The organism is Gilvimarinus sp. 1_MG-2023, from assembly GCF_030548285.1.
The window spans coordinates 53223-68338 of record NZ_JAUOSC010000013.1 but is presented as its reverse complement, the minus strand read 5'-3'; the positions used below and the strand labels follow the sequence as shown (position 1 = coordinate 68338).

At 53.1% G+C, this 15116-nt stretch carries 17 protein-coding genes and 1 tRNA gene; 6 read left to right on the top strand and 12 right to left on the bottom strand.

Annotation, left to right across the window (positions count from 1 at the left end):
• Positions 1-36 precede the first annotated feature (36 nt).
• The 9 genes from rimP to bioB all read right to left on the bottom strand — a co-directional run bounded on the left by rimP (position 37) and on the right by bioB (position 7298).
• A complete protein-coding gene (rimP, locus tag Q4563_RS13380; RefSeq protein WP_215975757.1) occupies positions 37-492 on the bottom strand; it encodes a ribosome maturation factor RimP in 456 nt (151 codons plus the stop codon).
• A 347-nt stretch (positions 493-839) separates the two neighbouring features.
• Positions 840-916 (bottom strand) — tRNA-Met (locus Q4563_RS13375).
• A 122-nt stretch (positions 917-1038) separates the two neighbouring features.
• Complete coding sequence (locus Q4563_RS13370; RefSeq protein ID WP_215975756.1) at positions 1039-1218, bottom strand: DUF3094 family protein; 180 nt, start codon at positions 1216-1218, stop codon at positions 1039-1041.
• 195 nt (positions 1219-1413) lie between these two features.
• Positions 1414-2304 (bottom strand): putative metalloprotease CJM1_0395 family protein, encoded by an 891-nt coding sequence (locus Q4563_RS13365; RefSeq protein ID WP_303604819.1) that lies wholly within the window; start codon positions 2302-2304, stop codon positions 1414-1416.
• Positions 2305-2315: 11 nt separating this feature from the next.
• A complete protein-coding gene (locus tag Q4563_RS13360) occupies positions 2316-2546 on the bottom strand; it encodes a hypothetical protein (RefSeq protein WP_215975754.1) in 231 nt (76 codons plus the stop codon).
• Positions 2547-2778: 232 nt separating this feature from the next.
• Positions 2779-3459, bottom strand: a complete 681-nt coding sequence (gene bioD, locus Q4563_RS13355) for a dethiobiotin synthase (protein WP_303604818.1) — start codon at positions 3457-3459, stop codon at positions 2779-2781.
• Positions 3456-5027 (bottom strand): malonyl-ACP O-methyltransferase BioC, encoded by a 1572-nt coding sequence (gene bioC / locus Q4563_RS13350; RefSeq protein WP_303604817.1) that lies wholly within the window; start codon positions 5025-5027, stop codon positions 3456-3458. The genes bioD and bioC overlap by 4 nt, the downstream gene beginning before the upstream one ends.
• A complete protein-coding gene (bioF, locus tag Q4563_RS13345; RefSeq protein WP_215975751.1) occupies positions 5024-6208 on the bottom strand; it encodes an 8-amino-7-oxononanoate synthase in 1185 nt (394 codons plus the stop codon). The genes bioC and bioF overlap by 4 nt, the downstream gene beginning before the upstream one ends.
• Positions 6209-6227: 19 nt before the next feature.
• Complete coding sequence (gene bioB, locus Q4563_RS13340; RefSeq protein WP_215975750.1) at positions 6228-7298, bottom strand: biotin synthase BioB; 1071 nt, start codon at positions 7296-7298, stop codon at positions 6228-6230.
• Between the two features lie 113 nt (positions 7299-7411).
• Between bioB and Q4563_RS13335 the strand changes: the two genes are divergently transcribed.
• The 6 genes from Q4563_RS13335 (at position 7412) to Q4563_RS13310 (ending at position 12621) form a co-directional block, all read left to right on the top strand.
• A complete protein-coding gene (locus tag Q4563_RS13335; protein ID WP_215975749.1) occupies positions 7412-8083 on the top strand; it encodes a ComF family protein in 672 nt (223 codons plus the stop codon).
• 69 nt (positions 8084-8152) lie between these two features.
• Positions 8153-9145, top strand: a complete 993-nt coding sequence (locus Q4563_RS13330) for a serine/threonine protein kinase (protein WP_303604816.1) — start codon at positions 8153-8155, stop codon at positions 9143-9145.
• A gap of 86 nt (positions 9146-9231) precedes the next feature.
• Positions 9232-10032 carry a serine O-acetyltransferase gene (gene cysE, locus Q4563_RS13325; protein WP_215975747.1) on the top strand — a complete coding sequence of 267 codons (801 nt, stop codon included), beginning with the start codon at positions 9232-9234 and terminating at the stop codon, positions 10030-10032.
• 292 nt (positions 10033-10324) lie between these two features.
• On the top strand, positions 10325-11113 hold the full coding sequence (locus tag Q4563_RS13320; protein WP_215975746.1) for a hypothetical protein: 789 nt from the start codon (positions 10325-10327) through the stop codon (positions 11111-11113).
• Between the two features lie 186 nt (positions 11114-11299).
• A complete protein-coding gene (locus tag Q4563_RS13315; RefSeq protein WP_215975745.1) occupies positions 11300-11665 on the top strand; it encodes a hypothetical protein in 366 nt (121 codons plus the stop codon).
• Between the two features lie 80 nt (positions 11666-11745).
• Positions 11746-12621: a transporter substrate-binding domain-containing protein gene (locus Q4563_RS13310; RefSeq protein ID WP_215975744.1), complete on the top strand. Its 876-nt coding sequence runs from the start codon at positions 11746-11748 to the stop codon at positions 12619-12621.
• A 69-nt stretch (positions 12622-12690) separates the two neighbouring features.
• Here Q4563_RS13310 and Q4563_RS13305 read toward each other — a convergent pair whose 3' ends face one another.
• The 3 genes from Q4563_RS13305 to Q4563_RS13295 form a co-directional block, all read right to left on the bottom strand.
• Positions 12691-13638 (bottom strand): sugar phosphate isomerase/epimerase family protein, encoded by a 948-nt coding sequence (locus tag Q4563_RS13305; protein WP_303604815.1) that lies wholly within the window; start codon positions 13636-13638, stop codon positions 12691-12693.
• A gap of 67 nt (positions 13639-13705) precedes the next feature.
• On the bottom strand, positions 13706-14266 hold the full coding sequence (locus Q4563_RS13300; protein WP_215975742.1) for an HNH endonuclease: 561 nt from the start codon (positions 14264-14266) through the stop codon (positions 13706-13708).
• Between the two features lie 185 nt (positions 14267-14451).
• Positions 14452-15078 carry an IMPACT family protein gene (locus Q4563_RS13295; RefSeq protein ID WP_303604814.1) on the bottom strand — a complete coding sequence of 209 codons (627 nt, stop codon included), beginning with the start codon at positions 15076-15078 and terminating at the stop codon, positions 14452-14454.
• Positions 15079-15116: the final 38 nt, after the last annotated feature.

Genomic DNA, 15116 nt, shown 5'->3' with positions numbered 1-15116 from the left:
AGCCTCTTCAACTCCTGCAGCAGATCGAGCTTTCGATCAGAACTGGGGGACAATATTTGCTTTATCGATAGATTCAATCGGCAGTAGGTACTCTTCGTTATCGACTACCAGCACGACGTCATTCTCTTCAACGGCGCTAATTACACCTTTAAATTTTCGTCTACCTTCAAAAGCGATGCGTAACTTGACGGCAGCAACACTACCCACAAATTGTTTAAATTGTTCAAGTGTGTACAACGGGCGATCCATACCCGGCGAAGACACTTCAAGCGTGTACTCTCCGGCAATTGGGTCTTCTACATCCATTAAGGCGCTTAGCTGACGACTGACTTTTTCGCAATCCTCCAGCATGACGCCTTTTTCAGCATCGATATACACCCGCAGGATTTTTTTCGGCCCGCCGGTCATATACTCAACCCCCCAGAGCTCGCACTCTAAAGCGGTGACGGTCGGTGTAAATAAGTCCACCAACTGCTGTTCTTTCGACGCCATAATTCAAATCCTGAAGCTTTAACCAGCAGGGTGATGCCCGTGGTTACCGACAGCGCCAGCTCTCGCACACAGACGCTACAAACAAAAAATGGGCCTAGAGGCCCACTTTAATACTGATGACTGCAAGTTCGAAACTTGCAGTAGTGGCACTCCACCATCTTTCAGATACAAAAAAGCCCCATGCAGGGGCCTCAGGTCGCATCCACAACGATGTGGAGCTTGGCTAAGTCATCACGATAGACGACCTGCGCCATTGAATCCAGCAATTTCTCACCGGAGGCCACCTGCTGTGGCACTGCTACTTTAACAGTAGCGACTTAACAACCAAAGGCTATTAAATCTAAATTTGGTAGCGGGGGCTGGATTCGAACCAACGACCTTCGGGTTATGAGCCCGACGAGCTACCAGGCTGCTCCACCCCGCATTCGCAACTCAGTGTCGGGCTTTGCCCTAACCGAGGACGCGCATTATAGGGAGGGGACTGCTATCGGTCAAGGGGAAATTCCGTTTAATTTTAATTGTTTGTAACTAAACGACTGAACCGACTCAAACGACCCCGTGGCGCCAAGCTATATAGAAGCTAAACAAACTCATCACCGTTAACACCATCAAAAGAAAAGCAAACAATGTCCAGACCTTAAACGGCTTGCGTTCAGTGCTGTTCACACCACGATGCAATACGCTATCCACCCGCGCCTGATCTTCTGCCGATAACTTACTCGCCATTGCTGTTTCACCTTTAGGGGTTGTTCGATTTATATTTCAAAGATTACCAGCAATGAACCAGAAACTCACGCCCGCAGAAGCACGATCCACTAAGTAACAGAAATGAAGAACAATTAAAGGGAATAAAGACTACAGGATAACTTTTACACAGGAACCTGGGAGCCTACCGATGGGCATAAGTCTTTTGGGGCGACGTTAAACTCGCTGATTCAGCAACGCGCCACTACTCGACGGCGGCTCAATCACACCAATCTCGATTAAACGGCGATTAATATCAATGTTGCGTGCACTCGCCTCGGCAAATTCACGAGCGCGCTCCTCGCGCCGCTGTTGCTCCTCGGCCTGACTTTCACGCACCTGACTAGTGTCTTCCTCTGCACCTTGCACTGAGCTTTGCTCTGATTGCTGCTCACGAGCCTCGGCCGCCGCCTCCTGTTCAACCCGACGCTCTTCTCGCTGCTGCACCTGAATCTCAGCGCGTGCCTCTACAGCCAACTGAGAGGCCCGGGCTGCCACACGGCGATCTTGGGCAGAAGGTTCAGCGGGAGCCAATGCGGCGCGCTGGACTTGTTCGGCTTTATCCAACGTCGCTTGGGGATCGCCCGGCACAGCACTGGCATCGATTCCAACTTCACCCGATACCGCATAGCTGACACCATCGGGACCTCGCTCGTACTGATAGCTAGGGGCACCGGCGTACTGCCCACCTACAGCCGCGTGGGCGCGCTCATGGGCGCGAACTTCACGATCGCGAGCAGCCAGCTCACGAATTGTTTCCTGTTGCTGCTCTAGCTCGCGGCGCTCACTGCGAGAAAGCGCCTCCCCCTCATCGGTATCGCGCTCCTCTTGCTCAGCATCACCTTCGGCAGACTCACCGCTGATACGAGTTCGCTCGCGCTCTTCCACCTCACCCGGGCGCTGCTCGGGTGAGCGCTCGTTGGCACCACGGGCCGAAGCGGCGCTTTCCTCCAGCGGCTTAAAGCTAGTGGATTTTAATTCTGTACTCTCTTCACTCACGGCCTGCCGCCCCAGTGGCGCATAGGGCGTCACCGCGTTAGCAAAATTGGAGGGAAGCGAATTAATCACAGCGACAATCCTTAGGCTTTGGTATCGAGCAGGGTGCCGATGGCTTCGTCAGCCGCCTCAAGCACTCGCGCATTACTATCAAAGACTTGTTGCTGGGCTTGAATGTTGATCAAGGGCTCAACCACGCCTTGCGTCTGATCGCCTTGCGCAACCTGCGCCACCTGCTGAGCAGATTTAGCAATCTCAGTTTGCGAGCTTTGCAGGCCAATCAGGCTTTGATTTACCACGGAGCCAACGTCCATAAACACCTCTCAAACCATATGTAATAATGGTTTTATCCAACCACAGATCGCAATTGTTCAAAACTTAGCGACACTTATTCTTTATTTTAGCCCCTAGTGCGTACAAAAAACAATCAAAAGTGGGGTTGATAATTACTCAGGTAAGACTGCTTTGCATTAAAAACCTAGCATTAAAGCACTTGTGATTATAAAAACAGGACGCGGCAAGAAGACCAATAGAGAAAATGGGGGGTTAACTCGCCACTTCTGGCAGCGACAAATAGTGCGCTATTAGCGCTGCATTAGGCTCGGGTAAAAAAGGCACCTCACCCAGGCACGGGGCCGATAATCGGCGCTTTAAGGTGGCGATATTGTCAGCGATGCAGGCGCTGTCGGGGTCGATGATATTGGCCACCCAACCGGCCAGTGTTAGCCCGTCGCGCTCGATTGCCTCGGCAGTTAACAGGGCGTGACTGATGCACCCCAAACGTATACCCACCACCATAATCACAGGTAAGCGCAACGCTTGCGCCAGGTCAGCCAGCGTTTGCGTTTCACTGAGCGGTACCCGCCAACCACCGGCACCCTCAACCACTGCAAAATCTGCCTGTCCCGCCAGCACCTGCTGCACTCGCGGCAGTAAGCTCGCGACGCTCAATTCAATGCCCGCTTGCTGGGCGGCTATGTGCGGGGCAATGGGTGGAGCCAAGGCCACCGGATTTACCGTCTCATACGGTAAAGCCTGGGTGGACTGCGCCATCAAAGTCTGCGCATCGTCGTTGCGCAGGCCCACCTGCGTCATGTCGCACCCGGCAGCTACCGGTTTCGACGCCGCCGTGGACAGCCCTTGTTTTACCGCCAAATGCAGCAGCGCCGAAGCTACTTGGGTTTTGCCGACATCGGTATCGGTGCCGGTGACAAAGTAGTGATTCATTGCGGTTTATATGCCTGTATATAGCAAACTTGGTAGGTCACTGGCAGCCCGGATACTGTGCGCTCGCGCTCATAGGCCGCCTCCAGTTTCGCCAAACGCATACGCCCGGTCAGCCCCTTGGGCCGGCCGGTATTCACGTTGTGCGCGCCGAGTGATTTGAGCTCTGTGCTCAGCTCGCGCAAACTAGCGCAGTGCAACACAACCGGCTCTTGCTGAATATTGATATCGACGAAACCCGCCCCGAGCAACGCCTCGCGCAGCACATCAACAGTGACAAAATGATTAACGTGCACATAGCCATCGACCGCCTGCCAAGCCCGTGTGAGCTCCAACAAGGTGCCCTCGGTTAACGTTGATAGGCAAAGTTGACCACCCGGGTGCAAACTGCGTAACAACTCAGAAAACAATTGCAGTAGATCTTCACACCACTGAATAGCTAGACTGGAAAAAAAGGTATCGATACTGCCAGCGGCAAAGGGCAATGCCTCGGCATCGGCACACAGCCAGGCATCGGCAGGACGCTGGCAGCGGCGCGAGTGGGACAACATGCCCTCAGCAATATCCAGCGCCAGCAGTTCGGCGCCAGGGTTGAGCTGCCTGAGCTCAGTCAGAAAGTGACCGGTACCTGAACCCAAATCAATCACCGGGCCGGCTGATGAACCCAAGCGTGTAAGCAAGCGCTCACCCACTTGCCGCTGGAGCCGCGCCGCCGAATCATAGCTGGCGGCCGCGCGTGAAAATGATTTCGCCACCCAGCGCTTATCGAGTTGACTCGGCTGAGATCCAGCCCCCGCCGGCAGCAAAAAGGCTGTGATCAGCTGCGCTACATAAGCCGACTGATCCCAGTGTACGGCATGGCCTGCATCTGCCACACATTCCACCCGATGCAGGCGATTTAAACCGCCCAAGTCCTGCTGCGCCGAAGCGGGCACTAAACCATCGCCCTCCGCTAAAATGTGCAGACACGGCAGATTTAAGTTGTGCAACACCAAGCGCAAATCACTTTTACTCAATAGCTCCAACCCGGCCCGCCAACTAGGCAGTTGCCCGGACTCCGGCAGTTGCATCAGCGCTCTCAGGCTGCGCAAGCGTGCGCGTTCATCCCAGCTACCCTGCGCCACCAAGCCACAAAAACGTTTTAACGTCGCCGTGGGCTCGGCAGCAAAGCCGTGACTGAACAATCGATTAACCTTGCGCTCCATGGCCTCAGGCCAGTCGGCACTAGCGACAAACTTGCCATTGACCGCAAGACTAACCACAGCATCAACCCGCGCGGGGAACCTCTCAGCATAAGTCAGCGCTAATACACCACCTAAAGACCACCCCACCAGGCAGGCCTTGACCGGCAAGCACTCAGCCAGAAACCCCATCAACGAATCCACATCGAAAGACTCAAGGCTGGGCTGATCTCCAAAACCCGGCAGGTCGACACACCAGACATCTCTCACTTGGCGCAAAGGCTCAATCAATGGCGCCATGCTGGCCGCAGAAAAACCCCAGCCGTGAAGAAGCACAATGGGGCTAGCACCAGCAGTCGAATAAGCGGGATAAATTTGCGGCGCAATCACGACGAAGCCTTGGATGGGTCGGACAGAATATCGGCCAATGCTTGCAGTAGTCCCTCTACATGCTGGTGGGTGTGCGACGCGGTCAGGGTGACCCGCAAGCGCGCACTGCCTTCGGCGACAGTGGGCGGCCTAATCGCGCTGACCCAAAAGCCGCGTTGACGCAATTGAAAAGACATCTCTAGAGCATCGGCATCAGCGCCCACTATTATCGGCTGAATTGCCGTTTCCGAGGGCATCAAGCGCAAGCCAAGCACTTGCGCACCGGCGCGAAACTGAGCGATCAACTCAGCCAAGCGCTGCCGGCGCCAAGGTTCGTCAGTCACCAACTGCAAACTGCGGCGGCTGGCGGCCGCCACGGCAGGCGGCAGCGCCGTTGTATAAATATAAGGGCGCGCCAACTGAATCAGAGCTTCAATCAGAGTGTCGGAGCCAGCAATAAAGGCCCCAAAAGTGCCCAGCGCCTTACCCAGGGTCCCCATCAACACTGGCACATCCTGGGCATCTAGCCCCAACAACTCCGTGGTGCCTCGGCCACCTTGCCCCAGGCAACCGAAGCCGTGGGCATCATCCACCATCAACCAGGCGTTATGCTCTCGCACGAGCGCAGCTTGCTCTTGCAGAGGGGCTATATCGCCATCCATGCTGAACACTCCATCCACCGCAACCAAAGTGCGGCCAGTATCGGCTTTCGCCAACCGGGCGCGCAAAGAGTTTAGGTCGCTGTGCAAAAAACGGCTAAACCGAGCGCCGCTCAATAGGCCCGCATCGAGCAGCGATGCGTGATTTAACTTGTCTTGCAGAATGTGATCGCCGCGCCCCACCAAGGCCGTCACGGCGCCCAAGTTGGCCATAAAACCGGTGGAAAACACCAGTGCGCGCTCGCGACCACAAAAGGCGGCCAGCTCTTGCTCCAGTGCGTGGTGCTCGGCACTGTGCCCACACACAAGGTGCGAGGCTCCACTGCCCACACCCCATTGGCCGACACTCTGAGCCATCGCTGATACCACATCGGGATGGTTGGCTAGCCCCAGATAATCGTTGCTGCAAAAGGCCGTATAGACCTTGCCGTCCACCACCAAGTCGGGACCTTGCGGCGACTCGATATGAGGGCGTACGCGATAGCGACTGAGCGCGCGGCGCTCGTCGAGCACCGCCGCCAGATGTTGTTCAAACGGGTTCATGTGAGGGCGCAAGTCGCCTTTATTTGGCTGCGTCGTAGAAGAACTGGTCGTTGTGAGACGCCTCGAGGGCATCGGAAATTTGTGCGGCCACGGCGCTGTCATCGTCATGCACATGGCGCTGCTCAGGCTGAATACCCAAGCGGGAAAACAGCTGCATATCTTTATTGGACTCGGGGTTAGCCGTGGTCAATAGCTTTTCACCGTAAAAAATGGAATTGGCACCGGCAAAAAACGTCATTGCCTGCATTTCATCGCTCATTTCTTCGCGGCCCGCCGACAGGCGCACATGGGACTCTGGCATCATGATGCGTGCCACAGCAATAGTGCGGACAAAGTCCAGTGGATCAAGGTCATCCAGTTGATCGAGCGGTGTGCCCTCGACTTTAACCAGCATATTAATCGGTACAGACTCGGGGTGGTCGGCCATATTGGCTAACTGCTGCAGCAAACCGGCGCGATCGCCCGCCTCTTCACCCATACCGACGATGCCGCCGCAACAGACTTTCATGCCCGCCGAACGCACATTGGCCAGTGTGTCCAAGCGATCTTGGTAGGTGCGAGTGGTGATAATTTCACCGTAGTATTCCGGCGAGGTATCCAAATTGTGATTGTAATAGTCGAGCCCTGCGTCGGCCAGCGACTTGGCTTGATCCTGATCCAGCATACCCAGGGTCATACAGGTTTCCAGGCCAAGGGACTTTACCTCTTGCACCATTTGGGTGACATAGGGCATATCTTTACCCTTGGGCGAGCGCCAGGCGGCCCCCATACAAAAGCGGGTCGCTCCAGAGGCCTTGGCCGCACGCGCCTCTTCTACAACTTTTTCGACCTGCATCAGTTTTTCGCGCTCAAGCCCGGTGTCGTAGCGAGCACTCTGCGGGCAGTAAGCACAATCCTCCGGGCAGGCGCCCGTTTTAATGGAGCACAAGGTACTGACCTGCACCTCATTAGGATTAAAGTGCGCCCGATGAACGGTATGCGCCTGAAACAACAAGTCGTTAAATGGCAGCGCAAACAGCGCCAATATTTCATTGCGCGTCCAATCGTGGCGCACAGCGCCAACAGGCGCATGACTGACAGGGGCGTTCATAATAAGTCCACAGTTAGTGCGCAGAGCGCAGATTAGGATTAGACTGTTTTAAAGGCTCCATAATAGAGGGCCAGCGAGCGCTGTCAACCTGAAATGGAGTTCGAGGTTAACTAATGCTATTTCACCCCCACTGTCTATTGTGCCACCAGCCCGCCCATGACCGGTTGTGCCCAGATTGCCACAACGCCCTAAGCGAGCTCTTAATTGGTCAGCGCCAATGCCAGCAGTGTGCATTGCCAATGGCCGCCGACACGCCTTTTTGCGGCGAATGCCTAGCCAAGCCCCCGGCCTTTGAGCGCGCTTTTATTCCCTTTCAATACCAGTTCCCGCTGGATTACCTGATTGGCCGTTATAAATTCAGTGGCTGCCTTGCCTCAGAAAAACTAATGACCGAGTTGTTCGCGCACTTTATCGCCCGACACGCCCCCAAGCCCGACCTTATCGTACCGACCCCACTTCACTGGCGCAGTCACATTAAGCGTGGCTATAACCAATCACAACGCCTGGCCACAGCCGCCGCTCGCGGCTTAAATATGCACATCAACACCCAAATACTCCATAAAACGCGCGCCACACCTGCCCAACACGGCCTAAAAAAGCGAGACCGCACACGAAATCTGAAACAATGTTTTGCCTGCAAACCATTGCAAGGGCAAGTGGTCGCGTTAGTCGATGACATTGTCACCACCGCCACCACAGCGCGCCAATTGAGCAAGCAACTGCGCCGCGCTGGGGCCAGCCAAGTGTATATTTGGGCCTTGGCGCGCACACCAAGCGCACGGTAAACCACTAGGTGCTGGACACAGGGCGGCCACGACAACGTACAATAGTCGTTTTACCCAACAGAGCGGCTTATGAGCGACGAAACCCAAACGGGCCACCCCTACGAAACACTGACGCCGGATCTAGTGATGGATGCTGTTGAGCATTTGGGCTACACCTGCGATGCCCGTGTATTTGCCCTCAACAGCTACGAAAACAGGGTTTACCAAGTGGGTATTGAAGAGCAGGCTCCCCTGATTGCCAAGTTCTACCGCCCCGAACGCTGGAGCAATGAGCAAATTTTGGAAGAACACCGTTTCTCTCAAGCCCTATTCGATTTGGGCGTCTCGGTAGTCCCCCCGAGCCAGTTGAATGAATCAACTCTGCATGAATACGCCGGTTTCCGTTTCGCACTCTACCCGCGCCAAGGCGGGCACGCCCCAACACTGGACAACTTCGATCATCTGCTCAGCCTCGGCCGAGCACTGGGGCGCATTCACGCCTTAGGTCAGGTCAGCCCGTTTACCGAGCGCCCGGAACTGGACACCGAAAATTTTGCCCAAGCCAGCTATGACTTTTTGCTGGGTAATGATTTTATCCCTCAATCGCTTATACCTGCGTATGAAACCCTAGGCCGCGATCTAATTGAGCGCTGCCGCTCAATACTCGGCAAAGTGAATTACCAGCGAATCCGACTGCATGGCGACTGCCACCCAGGCAATATACTCTGGCGCGATGATACCGCTCATTTTGTCGACTTCGACGATGCGCGTAACGGGCCGGCGATACAGGATTTATGGATGCTACTGTCAGGCGACCGACCCCAACAAACCGCTCAGCTGGCGGAAATCTTGGAGGGCTATCAAGAGTTTTGTGACTTCGACAGTGCCGAATTATTGCTTATTGAAGCTTTGCGCACACTGCGCCTTATGCACTACGCCGGTTGGCTGGCCAGACGCTGGCACGACCCAGCCTTCCCCCACAGTTTTCCCTGGTTTAACACTGAGCGCTACTGGGCCGAGCATATACTGGAGTTACGCGAGCAACTGGCTGCCCTAGACGAACCAGCCTTAAGTGTTTATTGAACACCAAGCCTAGGGCTGGATATTTCGCCGCCCACCCCCAATAATGGCAGACCATCGATTAATGTATACAGGCCTTAGGAGTTAGCATGACAACCGAGACGGCTGCCGCCAGCGCAGACCCTGTGTGGGATGAGATTCGCGAGCGCGCTTTTGAACAGGCCTCGCAAGAGCCTATGCTGGCAAGCTTTTTATACGCCACCATACTCAATCATCACTCGCTGGAAGATGCCCTCAGTTTTCACTTGGCAAACAAGTTAGAAAGCCAAGCCCTGCCCGCCATATCGGTACGCGAAGTTATAGACCATGCTCTAGCTCAAGACAGTGACATTGGTGCCGCGGTACGCGCGGATATTCAAGCCATCAATGAGCGCGACTCGGCCAGCTGTTCTCTGACCACCCCGTTTTTATTTTTTAAAGGTTTCCACGCCCTACAGGCCTACCGTGTTGCGCATTGGCTCTGGAAAAACAATCGTCACGCAATGGCGCTGTTTTTGCAAAACCGTATTTCTATGGTGTTTTCGGTGGATATCCACCCGGCCGCACAAATTGGCCGCGGCATTATGCTCGATCACGGCACCGGCATTGTGATTGGAGAAACCGCTGTGGTGGAAGATGACGTCTCCATTATGCAAGCGGTTACCCTCGGCGGCACCGGCAAAGAAACCGGCGACCGACACCCCAAAGTACGCAGCGGTGTACTTATCAGTGCAGGTGCTAAAATTCTCGGCAACATTGAAATTGGCCATTGCGCTAAAGTGGGTGCCGGTAGCGTCGTACTGCACTCCGTGCCCGCGCGTACGACCGTGGCGGGAGTGCCTGCAAAAGTGGTTGGCTCGGCCGATTGCAGCCACCCTTCTCGGGCAATGAATCACACCATTGAGCAGTAATCAAAAAAATGGCTTAACCCTTGCTTTGATTTTTAACACCACTAGGGGCGCATCACTCTAGGTAACCACTTAGTTACAGCCGCAGCTTGCCATTGACCACTGCGTCTATCGAGCGAACCATATAGCCAAACAATCGAGGGGCTTTAGTCACTTGCTATACACCTCACACCGAGAGGGACACGCAAAACGCACAGGACGATGGCTACTTGCTTTTTTATTAACGGCTTTTGCCGTATTTAGCCATGGGCAAGTTTCCGATAACGCAATAAATGTCGCTGTAGCCAATGACATTTTGGCTGACTATCAACTCTTTTTAGATGGCCGTAACCCGCTTACCGTTAAAGATTACAGTGGCACACACAGTCGACGCGATGTCATTGAGGTCATTCTATTCCAACAAGCACTGGCTGCTGGTGGGTTTGAAGGTCAGATAAATTTTGTCCCGGAGATTTCTTACCGTCGCTCATTACGACAATTAATATCAGGGCAAATTATCAGCACTGGCACCACTAAGTGGTACCTCGACTTCGAACCTTTAAAACAACATCTTTTCATCACTACGCCTTTGATCCGCGACGGTGAATTTCTCGTCGGCCTCTATCATTTAGAGTCCCGCCCTGAGCTGGCCCAACTAACCATCGCCAATATTACCGAGCACCCCATCATAACCAGCCTGCAGTGGCGGGCCGACATCAACGCCATCACCACTGCCGGCTTTAACAATGTTGTCTACGGCTCTGATTGGCGATCTATGCTGCGAATGTTACAGGCAGGACGCGGCGATATCATTGCGGCGCCCTTCCCCAACAGCGCCAACCTGGCGATGGAGGCAGATGAGGACACACTGACTCCCGTTCAGAATATACGCTTACATATACCCGGCCAGCGCCACTGGCTCGTCAGTCAAACTCACCCTCAAGGACAACATTTATTTCAAGCATTACAAAAAGGGCTTTCAGCATTGCGCGAACAGGGCACAGTTATCCGAGCTTATCGACAAGCTGGCTTCTTTAATAATAAAACACAGCATTGGGCTATACTGCCGCCCACCATAAAACCTGCAGATCTGTCATTTGATTAGCACACATCCACTTGCGCACCTAATTTGACCCACCCACAGTGCAGCCGCTCCATTTAGGCGCATAGATTCACGGTATCGCCAACGGCATGCACCGCTACAGGTGGATTTTATTGTTGGCGGCATTATTGCTTGTATCTTGTACTGCTCATATTGCAATACACTAAAAATGACTGCCCGAGGCCCTTAATGCAATACAGTAAGCCCATGATAGATTTAATATTAGAGCTGCGCCGTCGCGCACCATCGAGCCTCAAGCCGGGTATAAAACTGGCTAACCCTGAGGTACTCAATGAACTTATTAGTCACTACCCCGACTCCAAAGACAATGTCACTCGTGCGCTTATCAAAGAATTATTAATGATGGCTGGCGACACTTGGTTGCAGCGCCTTAATGCCCCCAAAGTCCCAGATCAGCCAGCCTCTCGATCGCAAGTCAAGGTCTATCGCGGACAAGTCAGTCTCAACACGGTACCCAGCCCAGATTACACGTCAAACCACGCACAACCGCAGCATAAAACCAGAATTTATCGCGGGCAGGTTATTTACGATTAAAACTCTGTGAGCTCAGCACAAAACTGCAAGTCCGTTATAATTAAGGAGTGACCCTCAACTATTATGACCGGAGGCGATTTGTGGCCACCCCCCTCTTGCAAAGCCGTCGCCCTCTAGCGCTGCTATGTACGCTTTGGTTGCTTACTGCTGCGCCTGAATTAATTGCCGAAGCCTCCCGCATAACCGCCACCACTGACATCCTAAGCGATTACGACCTGTTCACCGCGGGCCGCGACCCAACCGAGATAGATTATTATGGCGGAGAGGGTGCCAGAAGAGACGTGATAGAACTGGTGCTCTTACATCAAGCACTGCACTTGGGCGGATATCACAAACCATTAGAGATCGTGCCTGAGGAAAATTACCGGCGAACTTTGCACCAAGTGGCGGCAGGGGAACTTATAAGCTCTGGTGCGTTAACCTGGAAAGCCGACACCCACGATCTGGGTAAAGATATATTATTATCAGATCCGGTCATTGAAAACGGCGACTTTCAAGTCGGCTTGTATACCGCTCATAACAATCAAAAAGCACTTAACACCGAACGCCAAGCACTTGCCACTCTTAAAGTCGTCAGCAACACCCATTGGAAAACCGACATACAAACCCTGCAACAATTGGGTTTCGACAATATCTACTTAACCAATACCTGGGTATCCATGGTGCGAATGTTGGCAGCTCACCGTGCGGATATCACTCTAGCGCCATTTCAACCGGGTAATAATATGGCGATTAACCAAAGCGAAGGACGGCTGATTCCCATACCCGGCATCAAAGTGGCATTGACCGGTAGTCGCCACTGGATCGTTAGCGCTAAACACCCCGAGGGAGACTCCTACTTCGTCGCACTACAGAAGGGGTTGGCACAGTTAAAAGCCAGCGGCACGCTGGAGAGGGCTTACCGGGAAAGCGGTTTTCATCACCCTCAAATAGCACACTGGAAGGTTCTGAAATAACCAAGGTGTTACAACGCAGCAATAAAGGCAGCCGCAAACAGCCCCCCTACATTTTTGATGTCATTATTGTTAAGCCAGCTCCCCCCGTATCCTTTCGATCAGTTTTTTGGTCGCCCGTATGCCATCTTCGGCTGACAGCTCATGACCTTCGTACTCGATGCCTACATAGCCCCTATAATCGGCCGCTTTAATAATATTAAAGATGCGCTGAAAATTAATTTGGGATTCATTGCCTTCGCTATCAAACCGATACGCTTTTGCACTCACCGCGCCGGCATAGGGCATCAATTCGGCAATACCTTGATAAATATCGTATTCTTTTACACAAGGCGAATCCCACAAGTCGCCACTGGCGCGCTGATAACAAAAATTGCCGAAGTCGGGCATAGACCCACAAAACGGTGAATCCACCTGTGCCAATACGCCCGCCAGCTTGGCACCATGTGATGAAAACCCCCCGTGATTCTCCACCAATATTTTTATTCCCATGGTGGCCGAGAACTCACTTAACTCAGATAAACTCTGTACCGAAGAGCGATGCCAATCCTCGGCCCGCCCAGAACCATGTAAGTTCACCCGAATACTATGGCAGCCTAAGTGTGCGGCCGCCTCGACCCATTTATAATGGTTGCTTACCGCCTGGCGACGACGTTTATCATCCACCACCGACAAATCGCCTTCTCCGTCTACCATGATCAGCAAACTTTTCACATTGTGATCGGCCGCGCGCTGATTCAATGCCGTTAAAAAAGCAGAGTCCGTGGCCTTATCCATAAAAAACTGATTCACATACTCCACCGCACCAATATCAAAGCTGGTACGAGCCACAGCGGGAAAATCCAGCGTGCTTAAGGATTTATCAAAAAAAGATTTATTAAGGGACCATTGCGCCAAAGAAATATCAAAATGGTAGGGCTTGGGGGCAACCGCCCAAGTTGGCGCCCCACCCGCCAAGACACTACTTGCAAATATGGAGCCTAGCCCAGCCAAGCATTGGCGACGAGACATCTGCGCCATAAATTTACCTCGATCGTTGAATTATTATTTATCACACCAGCATGCAGAACATTTTACCTTAATTTTCTCAATGCCACTGGCGATTTTCTGAAAACTGCGGACGAAGAAATTCCATCTGATCACCGCGAATCCGCTCTGAGTTGGTCAAAGCTAGATACTCAGCAATATTAGGGCGAAATGGCAAGGCTAATAGCTGCATATCAATATCCTGCAACAAATGATTGCTCTTACGTTGATTGCAACGTTTGCAGGCCGAAACCACATTTTGCCAAATATCTTTACCACCACGACTGAGAGGGTGGACATGATCGCGCGACAGCAAACCTGTGGTAAAGGTCTTACCACAGTATAAACACAAGTGGTCATCGCGGGCGAACAGTGCGCGGTTGGTTAAGGGGGGAATGTGCCGATAACGAGCAATGCGACTTCCGCCGCAGGCAATAATGGCTGGCAAGGTAATTTGTGAACGAAGATGACTACAGCGGGCGTAACCGCCCACCACGTTGCGAACCGGGCCGCCTAAACTCCAAGCCACCAAGTCACGAGCATAGAGGCAAACCGCGTCCTGCCAATGCAGCCATTCTATCGGCTGCCCGGCAATATTAAGCCGCAATATCCTCTCGTCCATGGGCACCTCCTGTCGTTTTCACCACGGATGTGATGCAGGATTGGCAAAAGACCTGACAAACTCGCCATACACACTACTGTGTCGAATAACTGTGACGCTAGTGTGTCAAATGTACCGTGTTTTGCTCGAGTTGCCTACTCAATTAAGAGCCCTTTAATCACCCGTCGCAAAGACTACCGACTCAATTAAGTATTACCCTCGGGGGACTGATCCACACTCGCCTGACCGGAGGTCAATAATCGTATATGATCGATAAGCGCGGCCACGCGATCTTCAGCCAGGCAAACACTAAGACTGACACCTTCAGCATAGGCAACGTCTTCTAATGTGGCTTGCTGTTCATTAAGCGCTAGGCGAATTTTTTGCTCATACGCGAAAGGTGCGTCAATTTTTAACGATTGCTGCGGTACCACCTGACGCAGTGTTGCGATGTCAACCGCTTGGGAAACACTGGCGCCGTAAGCTCGCACTAAACCACCCGCCCCTAACTTTACTCCACCAAAAGTGCGCACCACAACAGCCAAACAGTTGCCCACCTGGCGATGAGTTAGCACATTTAAAATGGGTTTTCCGGCTGTACCCGAGGGCTCGCCATCGTCGCTAAAGGCGACTAATTTGGGCTGCTGGGCGCTACCGACGATATACGCCCAGCAATAGTGGCTGGCCCCTGGGTGGGCTTGCCTTATTTTATTCAGCACTGCCATGGCATCCTCACGGCTTTCTACCGGCGTAAGGATAGCAGTAAAAGTACTGCGTTTTTCTTCATAAAGATAACGACACGCCTGAGCCAGCGCTTGATACGATTGGGCCATCTCTGCCTCAGCTTGAGTATTTAAAATCGATTATCTCA

What these genes read in the sequence shown, in the direction of transcription:
- Q4563_RS13295 (WP_303604814.1), bottom strand. Translation starts at nt 15,078, where the DNA reads ATGGCCCAATCGTATCAAGCGCTGGCTCAGGCGTGTCGTTATCTTTAT.
- Q4563_RS13315 (WP_215975745.1), top strand. Translation starts at nt 11,300, where the DNA reads ATGCAATACAGTAAGCCCATGATAGATTTAATATTAGAGCTGCGCCGT.
- Q4563_RS13360 (WP_215975754.1), bottom strand. Translation starts at nt 2,546, where the DNA reads ATGGACGTTGGCTCCGTGGTAAATCAAAGCCTGATTGGCCTGCAAAGC.
- cysE (WP_215975747.1), top strand. Translation starts at nt 9,232, where the DNA reads ATGACAACCGAGACGGCTGCCGCCAGCGCAGACCCTGTGTGGGATGAG.
- bioD (WP_303604818.1), bottom strand. Translation starts at nt 3,459, where the DNA reads ATGAATCACTACTTTGTCACCGGCACCGATACCGATGTCGGCAAAACC.
- Q4563_RS13305 (WP_303604815.1), bottom strand. Translation starts at nt 13,638, where the DNA reads ATGGCGCAGATGTCTCGTCGCCAATGCTTGGCTGGGCTAGGCTCCATA.
- Q4563_RS13330 (WP_303604816.1), top strand. Translation starts at nt 8,153, where the DNA reads ATGAGCGACGAAACCCAAACGGGCCACCCCTACGAAACACTGACGCCG.
- Q4563_RS13335 (WP_215975749.1), top strand. Translation starts at nt 7,412, where the DNA reads ATGCTATTTCACCCCCACTGTCTATTGTGCCACCAGCCCGCCCATGAC.
- rimP (WP_215975757.1), bottom strand. Translation starts at nt 492, where the DNA reads ATGGCGTCGAAAGAACAGCAGTTGGTGGACTTATTTACACCGACCGTC.
- bioB (WP_215975750.1), bottom strand. Translation starts at nt 7,298, where the DNA reads ATGAACGCCCCTGTCAGTCATGCGCCTGTTGGCGCTGTGCGCCACGAT.
- Q4563_RS13370 (WP_215975756.1), bottom strand. Translation starts at nt 1,218, where the DNA reads ATGGCGAGTAAGTTATCGGCAGAAGATCAGGCGCGGGTGGATAGCGTA.
- bioF (WP_215975751.1), bottom strand. Translation starts at nt 6,208, where the DNA reads ATGAACCCGTTTGAACAACATCTGGCGGCGGTGCTCGACGAGCGCCGC.
- Q4563_RS13300 (WP_215975742.1), bottom strand. Translation starts at nt 14,266, where the DNA reads ATGGACGAGAGGATATTGCGGCTTAATATTGCCGGGCAGCCGATAGAA.